At 43.2% G+C, this 18,885-nt stretch carries 21 protein-coding genes and 1 tRNA gene; 19 read left to right on the top strand and 3 right to left on the bottom strand.

Annotation, left to right across the window (positions count from 1 at the left end; genetic code table 11):
- Positions 1-42 precede the first annotated feature (42 nt).
- Positions 43-119: transfer RNA gene (locus tag C5469_RS13405), tRNA-Asp, on the top strand.
- A gap of 138 nt (positions 120-257) precedes the next feature.
- The gene (locus C5469_RS13400; RefSeq protein ID WP_166307455.1) at positions 258-1,040 is read left to right on the top strand and encodes an endonuclease/exonuclease/phosphatase family protein; all 783 of its coding nucleotides are present in this window, start codon (positions 258-260) and stop codon (positions 1,038-1,040) included.
- A 300-nt stretch (positions 1,041-1,340) separates the two neighbouring features.
- On the opposite strand, the gene C5469_RS13395 is transcribed toward C5469_RS13400, so the two are convergent.
- The gene (locus C5469_RS13395) at positions 1,341-2,723 is read right to left on the bottom strand and encodes an amino acid permease (protein ID WP_166307452.1); all 1,383 of its coding nucleotides are present in this window, start codon (positions 2,721-2,723) and stop codon (positions 1,341-1,343) included.
- A 170-nt stretch (positions 2,724-2,893) separates the two neighbouring features.
- Between C5469_RS13395 and queE the strand changes: the two genes are divergently transcribed.
- Positions 2,894-3,565, top strand: a complete 672-nt coding sequence (gene queE, locus C5469_RS13390) for a 7-carboxy-7-deazaguanine synthase QueE (RefSeq protein WP_166307449.1) — start codon at positions 2,894-2,896, stop codon at positions 3,563-3,565.
- Positions 3,566-3,609: 44 nt separating this feature from the next.
- On the opposite strand, the gene queD is transcribed toward queE, so the two are convergent.
- Complete coding sequence (queD, locus tag C5469_RS13385; protein ID WP_166307446.1) at positions 3,610-3,972, bottom strand: 6-carboxytetrahydropterin synthase QueD; 363 nt, start codon at positions 3,970-3,972, stop codon at positions 3,610-3,612.
- A 259-nt stretch (positions 3,973-4,231) separates the two neighbouring features.
- Here queD and cysJ point away from each other — a divergent pair, with 259 nt between their 5' ends.
- From cysJ to C5469_RS13370, 3 genes are read left to right on the top strand one after another with little or no spacing between them, the layout of a single operon-like run.
- Positions 4,232-6,034, top strand: coding sequence for an NADPH-dependent assimilatory sulfite reductase flavoprotein subunit (cysJ, locus tag C5469_RS13380; RefSeq protein ID WP_166307444.1), 1,803 nt, complete (start codon positions 4,232-4,234; stop codon positions 6,032-6,034).
- A complete protein-coding gene (cysI, locus tag C5469_RS13375) occupies positions 6,034-7,764 on the top strand; it encodes an assimilatory sulfite reductase (NADPH) hemoprotein subunit (protein WP_166307441.1) in 1,731 nt (576 codons plus the stop codon). Before cysJ ends, cysI begins: the two co-directional genes overlap by 1 nt.
- The gene (locus tag C5469_RS13370; RefSeq protein WP_166307438.1) at positions 7,761-8,495 is read left to right on the top strand and encodes a phosphoadenylyl-sulfate reductase; all 735 of its coding nucleotides are present in this window, start codon (positions 7,761-7,763) and stop codon (positions 8,493-8,495) included. The genes cysI and C5469_RS13370 overlap by 4 nt, the downstream gene beginning before the upstream one ends.
- Positions 8,496-8,613: 118 nt before the next feature.
- On the opposite strand, the gene C5469_RS13365 is transcribed toward C5469_RS13370, so the two are convergent.
- Positions 8,614-8,946, bottom strand: a complete 333-nt coding sequence (locus tag C5469_RS13365) for a type II toxin-antitoxin system HicB family antitoxin (RefSeq protein ID WP_166307485.1) — start codon at positions 8,944-8,946, stop codon at positions 8,614-8,616.
- Positions 8,947-9,257: 311 nt separating this feature from the next.
- On the opposite strand from C5469_RS13365, the gene cysG reads away from it, so the two are divergent.
- From cysG to C5469_RS13305, 13 genes are all read left to right on the top strand, one after another.
- Positions 9,258-10,670, top strand: coding sequence for a siroheme synthase CysG (gene cysG, locus C5469_RS13360; RefSeq protein WP_166307435.1), 1,413 nt, complete (start codon positions 9,258-9,260; stop codon positions 10,668-10,670).
- A 10-nt stretch (positions 10,671-10,680) separates the two neighbouring features.
- Positions 10,681-11,589, top strand: coding sequence for a sulfate adenylyltransferase subunit CysD (cysD, locus tag C5469_RS13355; RefSeq protein ID WP_166307432.1), 909 nt, complete (start codon positions 10,681-10,683; stop codon positions 11,587-11,589).
- 11 nt (positions 11,590-11,600) lie between these two features.
- The gene (gene cysN, locus C5469_RS13350) at positions 11,601-13,043 is read left to right on the top strand and encodes a sulfate adenylyltransferase subunit CysN (RefSeq protein WP_166307429.1); all 1,443 of its coding nucleotides are present in this window, start codon (positions 11,601-11,603) and stop codon (positions 13,041-13,043) included.
- A 1-nt stretch (position 13,044) separates the two neighbouring features.
- Complete coding sequence (gene cysC / locus C5469_RS13345; RefSeq protein ID WP_166307426.1) at positions 13,045-13,677, top strand: adenylyl-sulfate kinase; 633 nt, start codon at positions 13,045-13,047, stop codon at positions 13,675-13,677.
- Positions 13,678-13,940: 263 nt separating this feature from the next.
- Complete coding sequence (locus C5469_RS13340; RefSeq protein ID WP_166307423.1) at positions 13,941-14,255, top strand: antitoxin of toxin-antitoxin stability system; 315 nt, start codon at positions 13,941-13,943, stop codon at positions 14,253-14,255.
- Positions 14,256-14,398: 143 nt separating this feature from the next.
- Positions 14,399-14,644: a type II toxin-antitoxin system YafO family toxin gene (locus C5469_RS24490; protein ID WP_207629018.1), complete on the top strand. Its 246-nt coding sequence runs from the start codon at positions 14,399-14,401 to the stop codon at positions 14,642-14,644.
- Positions 14,565-14,735 (top strand): type II toxin-antitoxin system YafO family toxin, encoded by a 171-nt coding sequence (locus C5469_RS24485; protein WP_422615859.1) that lies wholly within the window; start codon positions 14,565-14,567, stop codon positions 14,733-14,735. Before C5469_RS24490 ends, C5469_RS24485 begins: the two co-directional genes overlap by 80 nt.
- 159 nt (positions 14,736-14,894) lie before the next feature.
- Positions 14,895-15,215, top strand: coding sequence for a cell division protein FtsB (ftsB, locus tag C5469_RS13330; protein ID WP_166307420.1), 321 nt, complete (start codon positions 14,895-14,897; stop codon positions 15,213-15,215).
- Positions 15,216-15,220: 5 nt separating this feature from the next.
- On the top strand, positions 15,221-15,973 hold the full coding sequence (gene ispD, locus C5469_RS13325; RefSeq protein ID WP_166307417.1) for a 2-C-methyl-D-erythritol 4-phosphate cytidylyltransferase: 753 nt from the start codon (positions 15,221-15,223) through the stop codon (positions 15,971-15,973).
- Positions 15,970-16,443 (top strand): 2-C-methyl-D-erythritol 2,4-cyclodiphosphate synthase, encoded by a 474-nt coding sequence (gene ispF / locus C5469_RS13320; RefSeq protein WP_166307414.1) that lies wholly within the window; start codon positions 15,970-15,972, stop codon positions 16,441-16,443. Before ispD ends, ispF begins: the two co-directional genes overlap by 4 nt.
- Positions 16,444-16,446: 3 nt before the next feature.
- Positions 16,447-17,496 carry a tRNA pseudouridine(13) synthase TruD gene (truD, locus tag C5469_RS13315; RefSeq protein ID WP_166307411.1) on the top strand — a complete coding sequence of 350 codons (1,050 nt, stop codon included), beginning with the start codon at positions 16,447-16,449 and terminating at the stop codon, positions 17,494-17,496.
- Entirely contained in the window at positions 17,474-18,238 is a 765-nt protein-coding gene (gene surE / locus C5469_RS13310; RefSeq protein WP_166307479.1) for a 5'/3'-nucleotidase SurE, read from the top strand. Before truD ends, surE begins: the two co-directional genes overlap by 23 nt.
- On the top strand, positions 18,232-18,861 hold the full coding sequence (locus tag C5469_RS13305; protein ID WP_422615858.1) for a protein-L-isoaspartate(D-aspartate) O-methyltransferase: 630 nt from the start codon (positions 18,232-18,234) through the stop codon (positions 18,859-18,861). Before surE ends, C5469_RS13305 begins: the two co-directional genes overlap by 7 nt.
- Positions 18,862-18,885: the final 24 nt, after the last annotated feature.

Below are 18,885 nucleotides of genomic sequence, written 5' to 3'. Positions count from 1 at the left end.
AAAGTGTTATGTTGTCGCGACATAGGACGTAAGGAATTCGGTGGTGCGGTAGTTCAGTTGGTTAGAATACCGGCCTGTCACGCCGGGGGTCGCGGGTTCGAGCCCCGTCCGCACCGCCACCTAATTTCCAAAGGAAACCCTGAGAGAAATCTCAGGGTTTTTTTGCTTATAAATATTAAAATCAATAATTATCTTATTATATTTGATAAAATCAGATAGTTTTAATAGTTCCTTTCTGCATTGAAGGGGTTTTTCTCGTGGTAAAGAAAACCTATGCAATAAGATATGTCGCTGGACAACCTGTTGAACGTGTCTTTCCTATGTCAGCTCATCAGCTTGGGAAGTTATTGCCTGTAGGAATGCCATTGATTACTGATACAAATGGGCTTAGGGTTGTTGCCTGGAATATCTATAAACAGCAGCGCCCTTCATGGCGAAAAGTTTTGAAGGAGCTTACTAAAGGAAGCCAGTTAATTTTATTACAAGAAGCGCAAACAACTCCTGATTTAGTTGAGTTTGTTACTTCAAATTATCTGACGGCTGATCAAGTTCCTGCGTTTGTGTTGCCACAGCATCCCTCTGGTGTGATGACATTAGCAACTTCTCATCCCATTTATTGTTGTCCATTGAGAGAGAAAGAGCCTCTTTTGCGTTTATCTAAATCGGCTCTTATCACTGTTTATCCTTTACAGGATAATCGCCAGTTAATGGTTATCAATGTACATGCGATAAATTTTAGTTTTGGTGTAGATGTATATAGCCGTCAACTGAATAATATTGGTGCTCATGTTCGTTTACATCATGGCCCGGTAATTATGGCTGGTGACTTTAATGCATGGAGTAAGCAGCGATTAAATGCTCTGAAACGGTTTACCCGATATTTGCATCTCAACGAAGTTTCTTTTATTGATGATTGTCGAACAATTGCGTTTGGAAGACCGTTGGATTTTATTTTTTACCGAGAGTTAAGTGTAGCTAATGCTACTGTTATGCCTACCGACGCTTCCGATCATAATCCTCTTATTGTAACTTTTTATTAATATTTATATTCTGAGAATATATTTTTATGAAATGGATTTTTATTTATAGTAAATATTTATTTAATTTATATTTTATTTAATCCATTGAAAAATAATTATAATTTGTTTTTTTTATAATGAGATAATGTCTCATAAGATTAGATTAATTTCTTCATTATATCTACTATTATAATTTTGTATTTATATGGGGTTTAATATGTTTTGCTTAAAATTGAATTCTGGATATTTTAATGCCATTTATAATTTTTATATTGTAAAAATAAATGCCAGAATAATCTGGCATTTATTAGTATAAATTATTTATTTGGCTTGATGGGGTTTGGAATTATTTTTCTTTATGCTCAAGAGATAGATAATTGATAATAAAACTATCCATATAATTCCCACAATTAATGCAATGCGGGTTTTCTCGAAATAGCCTAGCAATACAATGACAAATACCATAAAGATAATTGTTAACGCTGGGGCTATTGGCCACATAGGAATAGGGAATTTTAGCGTTTTAACTTCTTCCTTACTCATTTTGCGGCGCATAGCAACCTGAGAAAGTAGGATCATCAGCCATACCCACACAGTGGCAAATGTTGCGATAGAAGCAATGATAATGAAAATTTGTTCTGGGATTAGATAGTTGAGTATAACACCAATCAATAGGACAATTGACATGACTACAACTGTCATCCATGGCACACCATTACGGCTCAGTTTGGTGAATGATTTAGGTGCTTGTCCTTCTTGGGCCATGCCATACATCATACGGCCAGCACCAAAAATATCGCTGTTAATCGCCGAAACTGCGGCAGTAATAACCACGATATTAAGAATATTCGCAGCGGAATTGATGCCCAGGCTAGAAAAAATCTGTACGAATGGGCTACCTTCCTGACCGATTTGATTCCACGGATAAATACACATAAGAATAAATAGAGTTAATACGTAGAACAGTAGGATACGGAAAGGAACAGCGTTGATTGCTTTTGGAATAGTTTTTTCAGGATTTTTGGCTTCGCTAGCCGTAATACCAATGACTTCAATACCACCAAAAGCAAACATCACAATGGCAAGTGAAGCTATTACACCACTGATGCCATTAGGCATAAAACCGCCATATTCCCATAGACTGGAAATACCGGTTACATGGTCTGTTTCCTGACCGAATCCATATATCATGATAGTCATGCCGCCGATAATCATAGCAATAATTGCGGTAACTTTCACAATAGACAGCCAGAATTCCATTTCACCAAAAATCTTCACATGGCAAAGATTAATTGCGCCAATGAAGCAGACAATACTCAGCACCCAGATCCACTGTTCCACATGAGGAAACCAGAGCTTCATATAAAAGCCGAATGCAGTAACGTCAGCCAGGCAGACGATAAGCATTTCGAATATATAATTCCATCCGGTTAGAAATCCTGCCAAAGGACCGAGATAATGGCTGGCATAGTGTGAAAAAGAACCGGCTACTGGATGGTGAACAGCCATTTCACCTAATGCACGCATCACCATAAATACGGCAGCACCGCCGATTAAATAGGCGAGTAATACGGCTGGGCCAGCTTGCTGGATAGCAGCTGCGGAGCCATAGAACAGCCCTGTGCCTATTGCGGAACCTAATGCCATAAAGCGGATATGCCGCCCGGTTAGACCCCGTTTCAGCTGAGTTTCATTATTCTGCATTATTTATTCCTGTCACTTTCTCAGTGCTAGATATCTTTTAAGCACACAATGCTCCGGCGAGCTGTATGTTAGCCCAGCGAAGCAAACCCTGTACCTTACCATAAAGATTGATGTTCGCGGGATAGATATCTGCAATAATGCCCCCTTACCTAATGAAACCAGAGATTTTTATGTTTTACCCGATTAACGAAATATTTCAGACATTGCAGGGAGAAGGTTTTTTCACGGGAGTCCCGGCAATTTTTATTCGTCTGCAAGGGTGTCCAGTCGGTTGTAGCTGGTGTGATACTAAACACACTTGGGAGAAAAAAGCTGAAAAACAGCGGATGTTGGAGACAGTCTTACTGAAGATGGGTGAAAGTGATGAATGGGGTGAAGCATCACCTAAGCAAATTGCAGCACTTTTTGTTCAACAGGGATATACCGCGCACCATGTTGTGATTACTGGTGGTGAGCCTTGTATTTACGATCTTGTTCCTCTGACTGAAGAATTGGAAAACCTTGGCTATCAATGTCAGATAGAAACCAGTGGTACGTATCATGTTAAATGCTCTGCGGCTACTTGGGTGACTGTTTCACCAAAAGTTAAAATGCGTGGTGGCTATCAGGTATTGCAGCAGGCTTTGCAAAGAGCTAATGAAATAAAACACCCGGTTGCACGGGAAAGAGATATTGAAGCATTGGATGAGTTATTGGCGACATTAGATGACAACTCATCGCGTATTATTGCGCTGCAACCGATTAGCCAGAAAGAAGATGCTACCCGTTTATGTATTGAAACTTGTATTGCCCGCAATTGGCGGCTTTCTATGCAAACACATAAATATCTGAATATTGCCTGAGAAGAGATTACTGCACTAGAGATTTCCTGGTGCAGTAACTTATTTTATTTTCCGCGGAAAATGCAGCCTGCATTACAGGTTTCTTTCACCATAACGGCACTTAGTTGTGGAACTTTGGGTTTAACTTTAGCCCAAATCCAGGCTGCCAGTATTTCGCTGGTCGGGTTTTCTAGCCCGGGGATATCATTTAGGTAGTGGTGATCTAACTGTTCCCAAACAGGTTTAAAAATAGTTTTTAGATCAGCAAAGTCCATAATCCAGCCACTATGAGGATCTACTTCCCCGGTAATTTCCAGCCGTACCATAAACGAATGCCCATGTAGACGCCCGCATTTATGGCCTTCTGGAACATGTGGCAGACGGTGGGCGGCTTCAAACTGAAAGTCTTTAAAAATCGTTGTGCTCATAGTGGTTCTCCCTGACTTCAAAAAACCCGCTATTCTACCCGATCTTCTGAATTAAACCCGGTTTTTTCCTTTATTTTGCAATTGTCCTTATTAACTGTTTTATAGGTATATTAAATCTGTAAATATGGTTAGGCGTTTTGGTTATTTGATATTGCGATAGTTTCTTTAAATAGTGACAAGTTGCTGAGATAACCTTACTAACTATCCCTATTTATTAAAAATAACGGACACTGGTAACCGTAAAGGGCAGCATAGGATAATGAGCATAAAACCACCTTCAATTTCACTTCTTCCGGTTTCGCCTGAACAACTAGCGCGTTTGCAATCGGCAATTGGGGATTTTTCTTCAAATCAATTAGCTTGGTTGTCTGGTTATTTTTGGGGAATGATGAATCAACACCCACAGTCTCAGGTTGTGGCTTCGGCGGCCCCGATACAAGAGACAATTACATTAATTTCAGCTTCACAAACAGGTAATGCTCGTCGTTTAGCTGAGCAACTGCGTGATACTTTGTTGGCAGAAAAGCTCAATGTTAATTTGGTCAATGCTGGTGATTATAAATTTAAGCAAATTGCTCAAGAGAAGATATTAATAATTATTGCTTCTACTCAAGGGGAAGGAGAACCTGCCGAAGAAGCGGTTGCACTATATAAATACCTTCATTCTAAAAAAGCACAAAAGCTGAGTGATACTGCATTTGCAGTTTTTAGTCTGGGTGATACTTCTTATGAGAAATTCTGTCAGGCAGGAAAAGATTTCGATAACCGTTTGAATGAACTCGGTGCTCAACGGCTGCTGGATCGTGTAGATGGCGATGTGGAATATCAAGAGGCCGCAGCCCAGTGGCGTAAGCAATTAACTGAAATCCTGAAACAGCGTATTCCTGCTCAGACAGATACTGTAATTGTTTCTACACAGAGCTGCTTGGTAAATGAAGTTTTCTCAACTCCTTATACTAAACAAGCACCACTGACCACTGCCTTATCAACTTGTCAGAAAATAACTGGCCGTGGTTCTGATAAAGATGTCCGCCATATTGAAATTGATCTGGGAGATTCAGGTCTGCGTTATCAGCCAGGTGATGCTTTGGGAGTTTGGTTTGAAAATGATCCAGATCTGGTGGATGAAGTTTTGAATCTGCTCTGGTTGAAAGGAACAGAACCTGTTGAGATTAATGGACAGAAATTATCATTAACAGAAGCGTTGATCAGCCATGTTGAACTCACTCAAAATACCAGTGTGATTGTAGAAAAATACGCTGTTCTGGCGAAAGATGAAAAGTTGCTTTCTCTGATTGCCGATAAACAGGCATTACAGCAATACGCTCACAATAAACCTATTGCCGATATGGTAAGAGAGGCTGCTTCTCAGCCCGAAGCACAGCAGTTTATCGATTTACTGCGACCGCTGACACCAAGGCTCTATTCAATTTCTTCCTCCCAGGCTGAAGTAGAAAATGAAGTTCATATTACAGTAGGTGTCGTTCGTTATGAAATTGATGGACGCGCTCGTACTGGCGGCGCGTCTGGCTACTTAGCGGATTGTTTATCGGAAGAGAGTGACATTCGTATTTTTATTGAACATAACGACAATTTTCGTTTGCCGACCGATCCACAAACACCTGTCATTATGATTGGACCGGGAACCGGGATTGCCCCATTCCGGGCATTTATGCAGCAAAGAGATGCAGATGGAGCAGAGGGGAAAAATTGGTTGTTCTTTGGTAATCCACATTTTACTGAAGATTTTCTCTATCAAGTGGAATGGCAACGTTATGTGAAAGAGGGCCTGTTAACCCGCATTGATCTGGCATGGTCCCGCGATCAGCAGCATAAAGTTTATGTACAAGACAAACTGCGTGAGCAGGGTGAAGAAGTATGGCGCTGGATAAAGGAAGGTGCACATCTGTATGTGTGTGGTGACGCAAACCGCATGGCGAAAGATGTAGAGCATACATTGTTGGATATTATTTCTGAGCATGGTGGCATGGATACCGAACAGGCAGATGAATTCTTAAGTGAACTGCGCCTTGAGCGCCGTTATCAGAGAGATGTGTACTAATGAGTGATAAACAACATGGTCCTTTGATTGTCGAAGGTAAGCTGGCTGACAGTGAGCGAATGAAGCGAGAGAGCAACTTCTTGCGAGGTACGATCAGCGAAGATTTAACTAATGGTTTGACAGGAGGTTTTGAAGGAGACAATTTCCTGTTGATTCGTTTTCATGGCATGTATCAGCAGGATGATCGTGATATCCGTGTCGAACGAGCAGAGCAAAAGCTGGAACCTCGTCATGCAATGATGTTGCGCTGTCGTTTGCCTGGTGGCGTTATTACACCACAGCAATGGCTGGGGATTGATAAATTTGCAGAAGAGAACACGCTCTACGGTAGTATCCGGTTGACTAATCGCCAGACATTTCAATTTCATGGCATTTTGAAAGGAAATGTAAAACCTGTGCATCAGTTGCTGAATCAGGTCGGTTTGGATTCGCTTGCGACGGCGAATGATGTTAACCGAAATGTGCTTTGTACCTCAAACCCTATTCAATCAGAGCTGCATCAGCAAGCCTACGAATGGGCAAAAAAAATCTCAGAACACCTGCTGCCACGTACCCGTGCTTATGCTGAACTCTGGTTGGATAAAGAAAAAGTTGCGACGACCGATGAAGAGCCGATTCTGGGGCCTACTTATTTGCCGCGAAAATTTAAGACCACGGTAGTTATTCCGCCGCAGAATGATGTTGATCTACATGCCAACGATCTAAACTTTGTTGCCATTTCAGAAGGTGACAAGCTGGTTGGTTTTAACGTGCTGGTGGGTGGTGGTTTAGCGATGACTCATGGCGATAAAAATACCTATCCGCGTATGGCGAGTGAATTTGGCTATATTCCCCTTGAGCATACACTGGCGATTGCTGAAGCTGTGGTGACAACTCAGCGTGATTGGGGTAACCGGACTGAGCGTAAAAATGCCAAAACCAAATATACGTTGGAGCGGGTGGGTGTTGATACTTTTAAAGAAGAGGTAGAAAGACGCGCTGGCGTGAAATTTGAGGCAATCCGGCCTTATGAATTTACTGGTCGTGGTGATCAAATTGGCTGGTTGAAAGGCATTGATGATAAATGGCATTTGACGCTGTTTATCGAGAATGGTCGCCTTTTGGACTATCCAGATAGACCGCTGAAAAGTGGCATTGCTGAAATTGCAAAAATACATAAAGGGGATTTTCGCCTGACGGCCAATCAGAACTTAATCATTGCTGGTATTCCTGAAAGTGAGAAACAACGCATTGAAACCATTGCTCGTGAGCATGGGTTGATTGATGGTAAAACCACAGTTCAGCGTGAGAACTCAATGGCTTGTGTCTCTTTTCCAACTTGCCCGTTGGCAATGGCTGAGGCTGAACGTTTCTTACCGGAGTTTGTCACCCATATTGAACAATTGATGAATAAACATGGTGTGGGTGATGAACATATTGTTTTGCGAGTGACAGGTTGTCCGAATGGTTGTGGTAGAGCGATGTTGGCGGAGGTAGGGTTGGTCGGCAAAGCGCTTGATCGTTATAACCTCCATCTTGGTGGTAACCGGATTGGCACTCGTATTCCACGGATGTATAAAGAAAATATCAGCTCACAAGAGATCTTATCTATTATGGATGAACTTATTGGGCGTTGGGCGACAGAGCAGCGGCCAAACGAAGGTTTTGGCGATTTCCTAATCCGCACGGATATTATTAAGCCGGTATTGGACTCAGCCAGCGATTTTTATGATTGGCAGGAGGCGGTATGAGCCAATTCAGCTTATCTCGGTTTGTTGGTATGACTGTCGAACAGCAAGAGCAATCATTGTCTGATATCAATCAACGACTTGAAATGATGGATGCTCACCAGCGGGTAAACTGGGCACTGGAAAATTTGCCAGGGGAGTTTGTTCTTTCCTCCAGTTTTGGTATTCAGGCGGCGGTATGCCTTCATTTAGTGACACAGGAATACCCTGATATTCCTGTCATTCTTACTGATACTGGTTATATGTTCCCTGAAACTTATCGATTTATAGATAAACTCACAACGCAACTGAAACTGAATCTGCAAGTATTCAGTGCTGAATATTCTCCAGCCTGGCAAGAAGCTCGTTATGGAAAATTATGGGAACAAGGTGTAGCGGGAATAGAACGTTACAATCAGATTAATAAAGTTGAACCAATGAATCGAGCTTTGAAAAGTTTAAATGCGCAAAGCTGGTTTGCTGGTTTACGCCGTCAGCAATCTGAAAGTCGATCAAAATTACCGGTTTTGGCTATACGGCGCGGAGTATTTAAGATCCTGCCAATTATCGACTGGGATAACCGGCGTGTGCATCAATATCTGACAAAGCATGGTTTGGAATATCATCCATTATGGGAACAAGGTTACCTTTCTGTTGGCGATACCCATACAACCCAGAAATGGGAACCTGGCATGAGTGAAGAACAAACGCGTTTCTTTGGTTTGAAGCGAGAATGTGGGTTACATGAAAATTAAAGACCCGGATATTTCCTGAGAAGGATTGATGATAAAGCCCTCGCTTTGTTTTGGGGCGAGGGTGATTATTAATATAAATAGCCTGAAAAACAATTTAGTCCTGATGTGTAATGGATTTTTACGCGTGTTTCATTCGTCCATTTAAAATTTCAATGATGAACACGTTCACCGAAATCTGATGCTCGGCTGTTGCATGATGCAGTCGCTCCCCAAATGATTCGGGGTAGTGCAGAGTAAATGTTTTGATTTTTTTTTGCGTTGCATAAGGTTCAATACCTGATGCGCTGTAATCTTCAAGATATTCATGTAGAGATATTTCACCCTCATCTTGTAATCCTTGAATACTATCAGAGACAAAATCACAATAACCGGACAATCCCAAGAACTTGCCCCTGAACATGCTGATTTCCGGCACGTAACAAATAACAGCCGGCTGTCCGGCGACTATCATTGTATTTTGTACTGTCACCTTTGTCCTCAATGCAATCTAATGAAAAGTTATTCTGAAAAGGTTAGCTATATTCCATTACAGAACAATTAATTCCTTTTTGTCATTTCATAACCTTACCACCGACTCATATATTCATTCGAAACAGTTTCATTACTTATATACCCAATAGATTTCAAATTGCAGCGCGGTGGCAAGTGAACGCATCCCAAGAGCATAGATAACTATGTGACTGGGGTAAGTGAAAGCAGCCAACAAAGAGGCGACTTGAAAGATAACGGGTATAAATACTTCACTGGATACGAAAGGCAATCGTGGATTACTTACCCATATTTGTTGAGCTAAAGGGGCGACTTGTATTACTTGTCGGTGGTGGAGAGGTGGCCGCACGTAAGGCCACGTTACTACTGCGGGCAGGTGCATCATTGCAGGTTGTAGCTCCTGAATTGTGCTCTGAATTGCAACAGCGTTATCGGGCAGGTGAATTTGAATGGTATAAGGACGAATTCCGGTTGGAATATCTTGATGGCATCTTTTTGGCGATTGCTGCGACTGATGACCACGTTCTTAATCATCGGGTTTTTACTGAGGCGGATAAGCGCGGTATTTTGGTCAATGTGGTTGATGATCAATCTCATTGCTCATTTATTTTTCCATCAATTATTGACCGTTCCCCTGTTTTGGTAGCAATTTCATCAGCCGGAAAATCGCCGGTATTAGCACGTTTAATACGAGAAAAACTGGAAGCGTTACTTCCTTCCAGTCTTGGTACGATGGCGAAAATTGCTGGCAATTGGCGTGAACGTGTGAAACAGCAATTAACTTCTATGCGCCAGCGTCGTTCTTTTTGGGAACAGGCTTTCAATGGACGTTTCGCGATGTTGGTTGCAAACGGTCAGATCCAACAGGCGGAAAAACAGCTTGAGCAACAACTGGAACAGTCTGATTCACTGGGAGAATTGGCTTTAGTTGGGGCGGGTCCGGGTGATCCAGGATTGCTGACGTTAAAAGGATTACAGGTTATTCAGCAGGCTGATGTGGTGCTTTATGATCATTTGGTCAGCAACGATGTACTGGATCTGGTTCGCCGTGATGCAGATAAAATTTGTGTTGGCAAAAGAGCGGGTAATCACTCTGTTTCTCAGGCGGAAACTAACCGGTTAATAGTGAAATTTGCCAGACAAGGGAAAAAAGTAGTTCGTCTTAAAGGTGGTGATCCCTTTATTTTTGGTCGCGGGGGAGAAGAGTTACAAGTTGCAGCATCAGCAGGTATTCCTTTTCAGGTTGTACCGGGAATTACTGCCGCTATCGGAGCGACTGCGTATGCCGGAATTCCGCTAACTCACCGGGAACATTCGCAGAGTATCACTTTTATTACCGGTCATTGCCGAGAAAATGGTAATGAGTTGGATTGGCAGGCTTTGGCCGGAGGTAATCAGACACTGGCGATTTATATGGGAACGGTAAAAGCCGCCTTGATAAGTCATCAACTCATTTTACATGGGCGAGCGGAAGATACACCCGTGGCCGTCATTGGTTGTGGTACTCGCCCAGAACAGCAAGTATTGACAGGCACTTTGCTCGAACTGGAACAGTTAGCACAGCAGGCACCGTCACCGGCCTTACTGGTAGTGGGTGAGGTTGCTCAACTCCACCATCAGATAGCCTGGTTCGGGCAACAACCTATTGCCACGGTAAGCCGTCCGGCAGTAGTCGATTTTGCATAAGGGAGTCGTAATGGACGAGAAAAGATTGACACACTTGCAGCAACTTGAAGCTGAAAGTATCCATATCATGCGGGAAGTGGCCGCAGAGTTTGAAAATCCGGTGATGCTTTACTCCATTGGTAAAGATTCTTCAGTCATGCTTCATCTTGCGCGTAAGGCGTTCTATCCGGGAACATTGCCATTTCCTTTATTGCATGTGGATACAGGCTGGAAATTCCGCGAGATGTACGAGTTCCGTGATCGTACCGCCAAGAATTATGGTTTTGAACTATTGGTGTATCGCAATCCACAAGGGGAAGCGATGGGAATAAACCCATTTATTCATGGCAGTGCTAAACATACTGACATCATGAAAACGGAAGGGTTGAAACAGGCACTGGATAAATATGGTTTTGATGCGGCTTTTGGTGGTGCCCGTCGTGATGAAGAGAAATCGCGAGCTAAAGAGCGTATTTATTCATTCCGTGACCGTTCACATCGCTGGGACCCTAAAAACCAGCGCCCTGAATTGTGGCGTAATTACAACGGCCAGATTAACAAAGGTGAAAGCATTCGTGTGTTCCCGCTGTCTAACTGGACTGAACTGGATGTTTGGCAATACATCTATCTGGAGCAAATTGATATCGTTCCTCTCTATTTTGCTAAACCGCGTCCGATACTGGAACGTGATGGCACACTGATTATGGTTGATGACGACCGGATCGATCTGAAACCTGGCGAAGTTATCAGCCAACGCAAAGTACGATTCCGTACCCTTGGTTGCTGGCCACTAACAGGCGCGGTGAAATCCGATGCTGAAACACTGCCAGAAATTATTGAAGAGATGCTGATATCTACGACAAGTGAGCGGCAAGGGCGGCTGATTGACAGTGATCAATCTGCTTCTATGGAACTGAAAAAACGTCAGGGTTATTTCTAAGGAGAACGACCATGTCAGCACTTGCACAAAATGAAGCTATTGCTCATCAAATTAAACAACAGGGCGGTGTGGAGGCTTATCTGCATGCTCAACAGGATAAGGGATTATTGCGTTTCCTGACTTGTGGCAGCGTGGATGATGGTAAAAGTACCCTGATTGGCCGTCTGTTACATGATACCCGTCAGATCTACGAAGATCAGCTTTCAACCTTGCAAAATGACAGTAAACGAATCGGTACTCAGGGTGAAAAATTGGATCTGGCTTTGCTGGTGGATGGTCTTGCCGCAGAGCGCGAACAGGGTATTACCATTGATGTGGCTTATCGTTATTTCTCAACAGAAAAACGCAAATTTATTATTGCCGATACACCGGGGCATGAACAGTACACCCGCAATATGGCGACTGGCGCATCGACTTGTGATCTCTCTATTTTGTTGATTGATGCCCGTAAAGGTGTTCAGGAGCAAACCCGTCGTCACAGTTTTATCAGTACATTATTGGGGATTCGCCACTTGGTGGTTGCTGTGAATAAAATGGATCTGATGGAATACCGTCAGGAAGTTTTTGATCAGATCAAACAGGATTATATGAATTTCGCCGCTCAATTGCCGACAGATTTGGCAGTTTATTTTGTTCCGATCTCAGCATTGGATGGCGACAACATTGTCACCAGAAGTACCAATATGGCTTGGTATGAAGGGCCAACATTGTTGGATATTCTTGAAACCGCAGATGTGAAGAAAGAAGCATCGAAGCAGTTATTACGTTTCCCGGTACAATATGTCAGCCGGCCTGATCTCGATTTTCGTGGTTACAGTGGCACTCTCTCATCTGGGGTTTTGCGTAAGGGGCAGAAAATTAAAGTTATGCCGTCTGGTGTAAGCTCTCAAGTGGAGCGGATCGTAACGTTTAATGGTGATTTGGATTTTGCTGTCCCTGGTGAAGCAATCACCGTGGTATTGAAAGATGAAGTCGATATCAGCCGGGGAGATCTCCTGATTTCTGCTGATGATGAAATGATTGTTACTCGGCATGCGTTGGTGGATATGGTATGGATGTCTGAACAGCCTTTGGTGCAGGGACAGAATCTTGATATCAAAGTGGCGGGTAAAAAGAGTCGTGGCAAAGTTGAGAATATTCAGTATCAAGTGGATATCACTAGCCTGACACAACGGGTCACTGTTGATTTGCCCTTGAATGCAATCGGGTCGGTGGAGTTTTCTTTTGAAGAGCCATTAATGCTCGATAGCTATCAACAAAATGGTGATACTGGTGGCATTATTTTTATTGATCGGTTGACTAATGTTACTGTTGGCGCGGGTTTGGTGCGTGAAATTCAGACAAATGTTTATGAAGGACCAAAAGAATTCAGCGAATTTGAACTGGAATTGAACCGGTTAATTCGTCGCCACTTCCCGCACTGGGGGGCCAGAGATTTACTGGGAGGTAAATAAGTTGGCTGATATTGAAAATTTGGTGCCAGAAAATGTGGTCTGGCATGCGCATCAACTGACCAGAGTGCAGCGGGAAGCTGAAAATGGACATCCTGCATTGGTTATTTGGTTCACGGGGTTATCCGGTTCTGGGAAATCCACTGTGGCCGGTGCTTTGGAGCAGGCACTGTTTCAACGGGGGATAAAAACTTATCTGCTTGATGGTGATAATCTGCGTCATGGCCTTTGCAGTGATTTGGAATTTTCTGAACAGGACAGGCAGGAAAATATCCGCCGTGTGGGTGAAGTTACAAATCTGATGGTAGATGCTGGTTTAGTCGTACTGACTGCTTTTATTTCCCCTCATAAAGCAGAGAGGCAAAAGGTTCGTGAACTACTGGAGCCGGGGCAATTTATTGAAGTTTTTGTCGATACGCCGTTGGAAATCTGCGAATCCCGTGATCCTAAAGGATTATATAAAAAAGCTCGTGCGGGTGAAATTCGTCATTTTACGGGGATTGATTCAGTTTATGAGGTTCCCGATAACCCGGAAATTTATCTTTCAGGCCAACAACCCGTTGAAGAATCGGTGGAACGGTTACTAATGGAACTGGAAAAAGGCGGAATTATATGTTTAACAGTTAATAACGCATAACGTTAATAAAAGCATAAAGTCGATATTAGGCTGCGGTTGTGTGTTGCCTAATATTTTTTCAGGAAGGAAACACTTTATTAGCCTCATGAAGGTGCCGCGCTGATATCACCCAAGGGTATTCGTTTCTTGGTGCTGGATGCTGGTGGTGTAGTTAAAGATAGTCCGCTCAACAGCCTGCAAGACACTGGATCTAGATTAAATATAGGGTTACATTTAGCTCTATATTTAGTGTGCTATATGATTTTTCCGATCAGAGGTTTGCCATGTTGCAGAAAGTGATGTGTGGCTACACGACAGCTATTAGTAAGTTTAAATCCAATCCCAGTGCAGCACTGGCAGAAGCCCAAGGGGATGCTATTGCTGTTTCATCTAACAATCAGATCCAGTTCTACGCTGTTCCTGCGGCGCTTTTTGAAGAGATGAGCGCGTTTTGTGAATATGCACAACGGAGAAATACGGAGTTGAAAAGTATCCCGACCAATTTCACCGGAGAAGGGCTGAATATGAATAAAATAGCCACTAAGATGGCTGCAAAGATCAAAGAAGGGGGAGGAGGAGACTACGAAGAATGGTCGTAATGTATGGATATCTCTCCCCGAAGAAAGGACACGATCAATCTTTAGTAGCCTGTGAATTTAAGGAAACTCAGCGGTGATACGAATATTTACGCACCGTGGTTTGAAAGAGGCTTTAGGCGAACAGAGAACCAAAGCGCTGGTTGATGACTTTCGGGCCTATTAAAGAGGGAAAAGGCTTACCAGTTACCTTTGGTCGGGACGTTCCCTACCGGTTTACGCATAACCGATCTTATCTTGAATTGCAGCATTTGCATTTCAAAGATAAAGGATTTCCACTTAAACTGGTGCAATTTAAACGAACCAGTGGCTATGTTTTGGTTTATTGCCTTGGTTTTTTTAGACGCCAACACTTATCTGTTAATCGCGATTATCAAACATTGGGATCATAACAAACCCAATGATGTAGTTGAGACGGACAGGGATATCAATTTAATGAATGAACTGGAAAAAATCGCCGAAGGCTTTCGGGAAAAATACTAGGCTACGGCAATAAGCGAACATTTCATCGTCATTATTAAATCTTCTATGAAGTGCTTATGTAATAACTTCATTCAACTATTTTTTCCCCTATCATGTTTTGTGATAGTAGCGTCATTCTTTGAGTTATGGGATGATTGACGGATATTTCAGGGGGCGGAAATGGGTAAGCTAACGCTGCTATTACTGGTTTTATTCGGATGGTTACAGTATTCACTGTGGCTTGGCAAAAACGGTGTTCATGATTATGTGCAGATTAAGAATGATGTTGCTGCGCAAGAACGCAAGAACAGTAAACTTAAAGTGCGCAATGCTCAGCTATCGGAGGAGATTAATGATCTCAATGGTGGGCAGGAAGCCATTGAAGAACGAGCCCGTAGTGTACTGGGTATGGTAAAACCTGGTGAGACCTTCTATCGTTTAGTCGCTGATAAATCTAAAGAAAACACTTCACTGCCCTCGACACCTAATAATACTCAATAATCAAAATGAACAATCTATTACTTCGTTCCTGTGCTGATATTATTGCTTTGATACCAGCTGCGGGTATTGGTAGCCGAATGAATTCGGATTGCCCAAAGCAATATCTGGCTATTGCTGGAAAGACTGTTATTGAACATACCCTGGATGCATTACTTGATCATCCCCGTATTCAGCGCGTTGTGGTTGTTTTAAATCCTGCTGACACTCAGTTTCAATTCCTTGATGTTGCTTCCGATTCACGCATTACTACGGTAGTCGGTGGCGAACAGCGTGCAGATTCTGTATTGGCTGGTTTAAATTATCTGGCTCATTTGGTCGAGAATGATCATTGCTGGGTTTTGGTACATGATGCAGCCCGCCCTTGTTTACACCGTGACGATCTTGAACGTTTGTTACAACTAGCAGAAGCAGATGAGCAGGGAAATATGACATGTGGTGGTATTTTGGCATCTCCGGTCCGCGATACGATGAAACGTGGACGGGTTGGTCAGGGGGTTATTGACCATACGGTAGAACGTCAAGATCTCTGGCATGCACTGACACCGCAGCTTTTTCCATTGATATTGCTGAGGGATTGCTTGTCAAAAGCACTTTCACAACATGTCAACATCACTGATGAAGCTTCTGCATTGGAATATTGTGGTTATCAACCGGTATTGGTTAACGGGCGTTCTGACAATATAAAAGTCACGCGCTCTGAGGATTTGGCATTAGCAGAATTTTATCTGTCCAAAAAATGTAAGGAACAGGCATCATGAGAATCGGACACGGTTTCGATGTGCATAAATTTGGTGGTGAAGGGCCGATTATTATCGGTGGTGTCCGCATTCCTTATGAGCAAGGATTACTGGCACACTCTGATGGTGATGTTGCGCTCCATGCAGCAACAGACGCCTTGTTAGGAGCTATGGCATTGGGTGATATCGGTAAATTATTTCCAGATACTGATCCAGCACTTAAGGGAGTGGATAGCCGTAAGTTATTGCGTGAAGCCTACCGTCGTATCAGAGAAAAGGGTTACCGGATTGGTAATCTGGATATCACGATTATTGCGCAAGCACCAAAAATGCTGCCGCATGTTCCGCAAATGAGAGTCAATTTGGCTGAAGATCTGCAATGCCACCTTGATGATATCAATGTAAAAGCCACAACCACCGAAAAATTGGGATTTGTTGGGCGTAAAGAAGGTATTGCTTGTGAAGCGGTTGCTTTGTTGGTTAAGGAATAATTGATGGTATTGGCTGAATTAAACTGGCTGTATGGACAACCGGAAGCAACCGGAATATTAAAAGCTTCGCCGGAAGATTTTATTGTTTACGAAGATTTGGGGTTTTCTCCTGACGGAGAAGGAGAACACTTGATGGTACATATCCGTAAAACGGGTTGTAATACTCAATTTGTTGCAGATAACCTCGCCCGCTTTGCTGGAGTATCCTCTAAATCGGTTAGTTATGCGGGTTTAAAAGACCGTAATGCAGTGACAGAACAGTGGTTTTGCTTACACCTACCGGGTAAACAGAATCCTGATTTTGCATCGTTTCAGCTTGAAGGGTGTGAAGTTCTGGCGACAGATCGTCAGAAACGTAAACTTCGTATCGGAGCATTGAAAGGAAATTCATTCACACTGATTTTACGGGAAATCAGTCATCACCAGTTTGTTGAAAATAGATTACAACTGATTCAGCAAGGTGGAGTACCTAATTATTTTGGTGAACAGCGTTTTGGGCGAGATGGACAAAATCTGGTTCAAGCCCAGCGTTGGGCTAATAATGAAATCCGGGTAAGAGAGAGAAATAAACGCAGTTTTTATCTTTCAGCCAGCCGTAGTGCTATGTTTAATACGGTGGCTAGTGCGCGGATTCTTCGGGATCAACAGCGGCAAGTGATTAATGGTGACGCTTTACAATTGACAGGGCGTGGCAGTTGGTTTGTGGCTAACGAAGCTGAATTGCCTGAATTGCAACAGCGGGTAATTGACGGTGAACTACAGATAACGGCTCCGCTGCCTGGGGATGGTGAATTGGGAACACAGTATCAATCTGCGGCTTTTGAACGGCAATGTTTGCAGCCCTATCAATCGTTGTGGGAGCTTGTAAAGCGCGAAAGAGTGGATTGTTCCCGCAGAGCCATACTGGTGCAGCCTCAGAATTTGAGCTGGGAATGGTTGGATAATGGCACTGTAAAAATCAGTTTCTGGTTGCCTGCGGGCAGTTTTGCTACCAGTGTGGTCAGGGAAATCATCAAGCAGGATCAAAATGATGTTACGAATATTATTGAGTAATGATGACGGTGTCACTGCACCAGGGATTCAGGTTTTAGCGGCAGCATTACGGGAAAATTATCATGTGCAGGTTATTGCGCCTGACCGTAACCGGAGTGGTGCATCAAATGCATTGACACTTGATCGTTCATTAAGAATTAATACGCTGGAGAATGGCGATATATCGGTATTGGACGGTACACCGACAGATTGTGTTTATCTCGGCGTTAATCGCCTGGTTCTCCCACGCCCGGAAATCGTTATTGCTGGTATTAATCGAGGTCCTAATCTTGGGGATGATGTGATTTATTCCGGTACAGTTGCTGCTGCGATGGAAGGCCGTCACTTGGGATTACCTGCTTTGGCTATTTCACTTGATGGCGAACGGCATTACGAAACAGCGGCAGAAATCACGTGTCGTTTACTGCAAATGTTACAAACAACGTCTTTGAGAGCGGGTAATATTCTGAATGTGAATGTTCCTGATCTGCCACTTGAGCAAATTAAAGGTTTTCGAGTTACACGTTGTGGTAGTCGTCATGCAGCGGAAGAAGTCTATTCCATGCAAGATCCAAAAGGAAATACACTTTACTGGTTGGGGCCGCCTGGAGATAAACGTGATGCCGGTCCGGAAACAGATTTTGCGGCTGTAGAGCTGGGGTATGTATCTATTACGCCATTGCAGGTAGATCTGACTGCGTATAAAGCGCAGGAGTTAGTGAAAGATTGGTTAGTTAAAGCTGAGGTTAATGGAGAATGCTGAGTAGTCGGGCAATGCAAAATTTGCTGACACAATTGCGCCAGCAGGGAGTAAATGATGAGCGTTTACTGGCAGCTATTTCAGCTGTGCCCAGAGAACGTTTTGTCGATGAAGCGCTGGCTCATAAAGCTTATGAAAACACAGCCTTACCTATAGGTTATGGGCAAACAATTTCTCAGCCTTATATTGTTGCTCGTATGACTGAACTGCTTCAATTAACACCGGATGCTAAGGTGTTGGAAATTGGTACCGGCTCTGGTTATCAGACGGCAATATTAGCCCATTTGGTTAAACATGTTTTCTCGGTAGAGCGGATAAAAGGTTTACAGTGGCAGGCTAAACGTAGGTTGAAACAGCTTGATTTGCATAATGTTTCAACCCGTCATGGCGATGGTTGGCAAGGGTGGCCGTCGCGTGGGTTGTTTGATGCTATCATTGTGACCGCAGCTCCTCCGTATATCCCACAGGAACTTATGTCCCAGCTTTCTGATGGTGGTGTTATGGTTTTGCCCGTTGGTGAGCATACACAGCTTCTTAAGTCGGTGAAACGTCATGGCAATGGTTTTCACAGCGAAGTGATCGAAGCTGTACGTTTTGTCCCTCTTGTACAAGGGGAATTAGCTTAATTTCTTAGCCTATTGCAACTATTT

The organism is Photorhabdus cinerea (assembly GCF_011189575.1).
Taxonomy (GTDB): Bacteria; Pseudomonadota; Gammaproteobacteria; order Enterobacterales; family Enterobacteriaceae; genus Photorhabdus; species Photorhabdus cinerea.
This window is presented reverse-complemented; position numbering and strand designations above follow the sequence as displayed.

Coding starts and splice junctions, on each gene's coding strand:
- C5469_RS13395 (WP_166307452.1), bottom strand. CDS start 2,723: ATGCAGAATAATGAAACTCAGCTGAAACGGGGTCTAACCGGGCGGCAT.
- queE (WP_166307449.1), top strand. CDS start 2,894: ATGTTTTACCCGATTAACGAAATATTTCAGACATTGCAGGGAGAAGGT.
- queD (WP_166307446.1), bottom strand. CDS start 3,972: ATGAGCACAACGATTTTTAAAGACTTTCAGTTTGAAGCCGCCCACCGT.
- cysJ (WP_166307444.1), top strand. CDS start 4,232: ATGAGCATAAAACCACCTTCAATTTCACTTCTTCCGGTTTCGCCTGAA.
- cysI (WP_166307441.1), top strand. CDS start 6,034: ATGAGTGATAAACAACATGGTCCTTTGATTGTCGAAGGTAAGCTGGCT.
- C5469_RS13370 (WP_166307438.1), top strand. CDS start 7,761: ATGAGCCAATTCAGCTTATCTCGGTTTGTTGGTATGACTGTCGAACAG.
- C5469_RS13365 (WP_166307485.1), bottom strand. CDS start 8,946: ATGATAGTCGCCGGACAGCCGGCTGTTATTTGTTACGTGCCGGAAATC.
- cysD (WP_166307432.1), top strand. CDS start 10,681: ATGGACGAGAAAAGATTGACACACTTGCAGCAACTTGAAGCTGAAAGT.
- cysN (WP_166307429.1), top strand. CDS start 11,601: ATGTCAGCACTTGCACAAAATGAAGCTATTGCTCATCAAATTAAACAA.
- C5469_RS13340 (WP_166307423.1), top strand. CDS start 13,941: ATGTTGCAGAAAGTGATGTGTGGCTACACGACAGCTATTAGTAAGTTT.
- C5469_RS24490 (WP_207629018.1), top strand. CDS start 14,399: ATGACTTTCGGGCCTATTAAAGAGGGAAAAGGCTTACCAGTTACCTTT.
- C5469_RS24485 (WP_422615859.1), top strand. CDS start 14,565: ATGTTTTGGTTTATTGCCTTGGTTTTTTTAGACGCCAACACTTATCTG.
- ftsB (WP_166307420.1), top strand. CDS start 14,895: ATGGGTAAGCTAACGCTGCTATTACTGGTTTTATTCGGATGGTTACAG.
- ispD (WP_166307417.1), top strand. CDS start 15,221: ATGAACAATCTATTACTTCGTTCCTGTGCTGATATTATTGCTTTGATA.
- ispF (WP_166307414.1), top strand. CDS start 15,970: ATGAGAATCGGACACGGTTTCGATGTGCATAAATTTGGTGGTGAAGGG.
- truD (WP_166307411.1), top strand. CDS start 16,447: ATGGTATTGGCTGAATTAAACTGGCTGTATGGACAACCGGAAGCAACC.
- surE (WP_166307479.1), top strand. CDS start 17,474: ATGTTACGAATATTATTGAGTAATGATGACGGTGTCACTGCACCAGGG.
- C5469_RS13305 (WP_422615858.1), top strand. CDS start 18,232: ATGCTGAGTAGTCGGGCAATGCAAAATTTGCTGACACAATTGCGCCAG.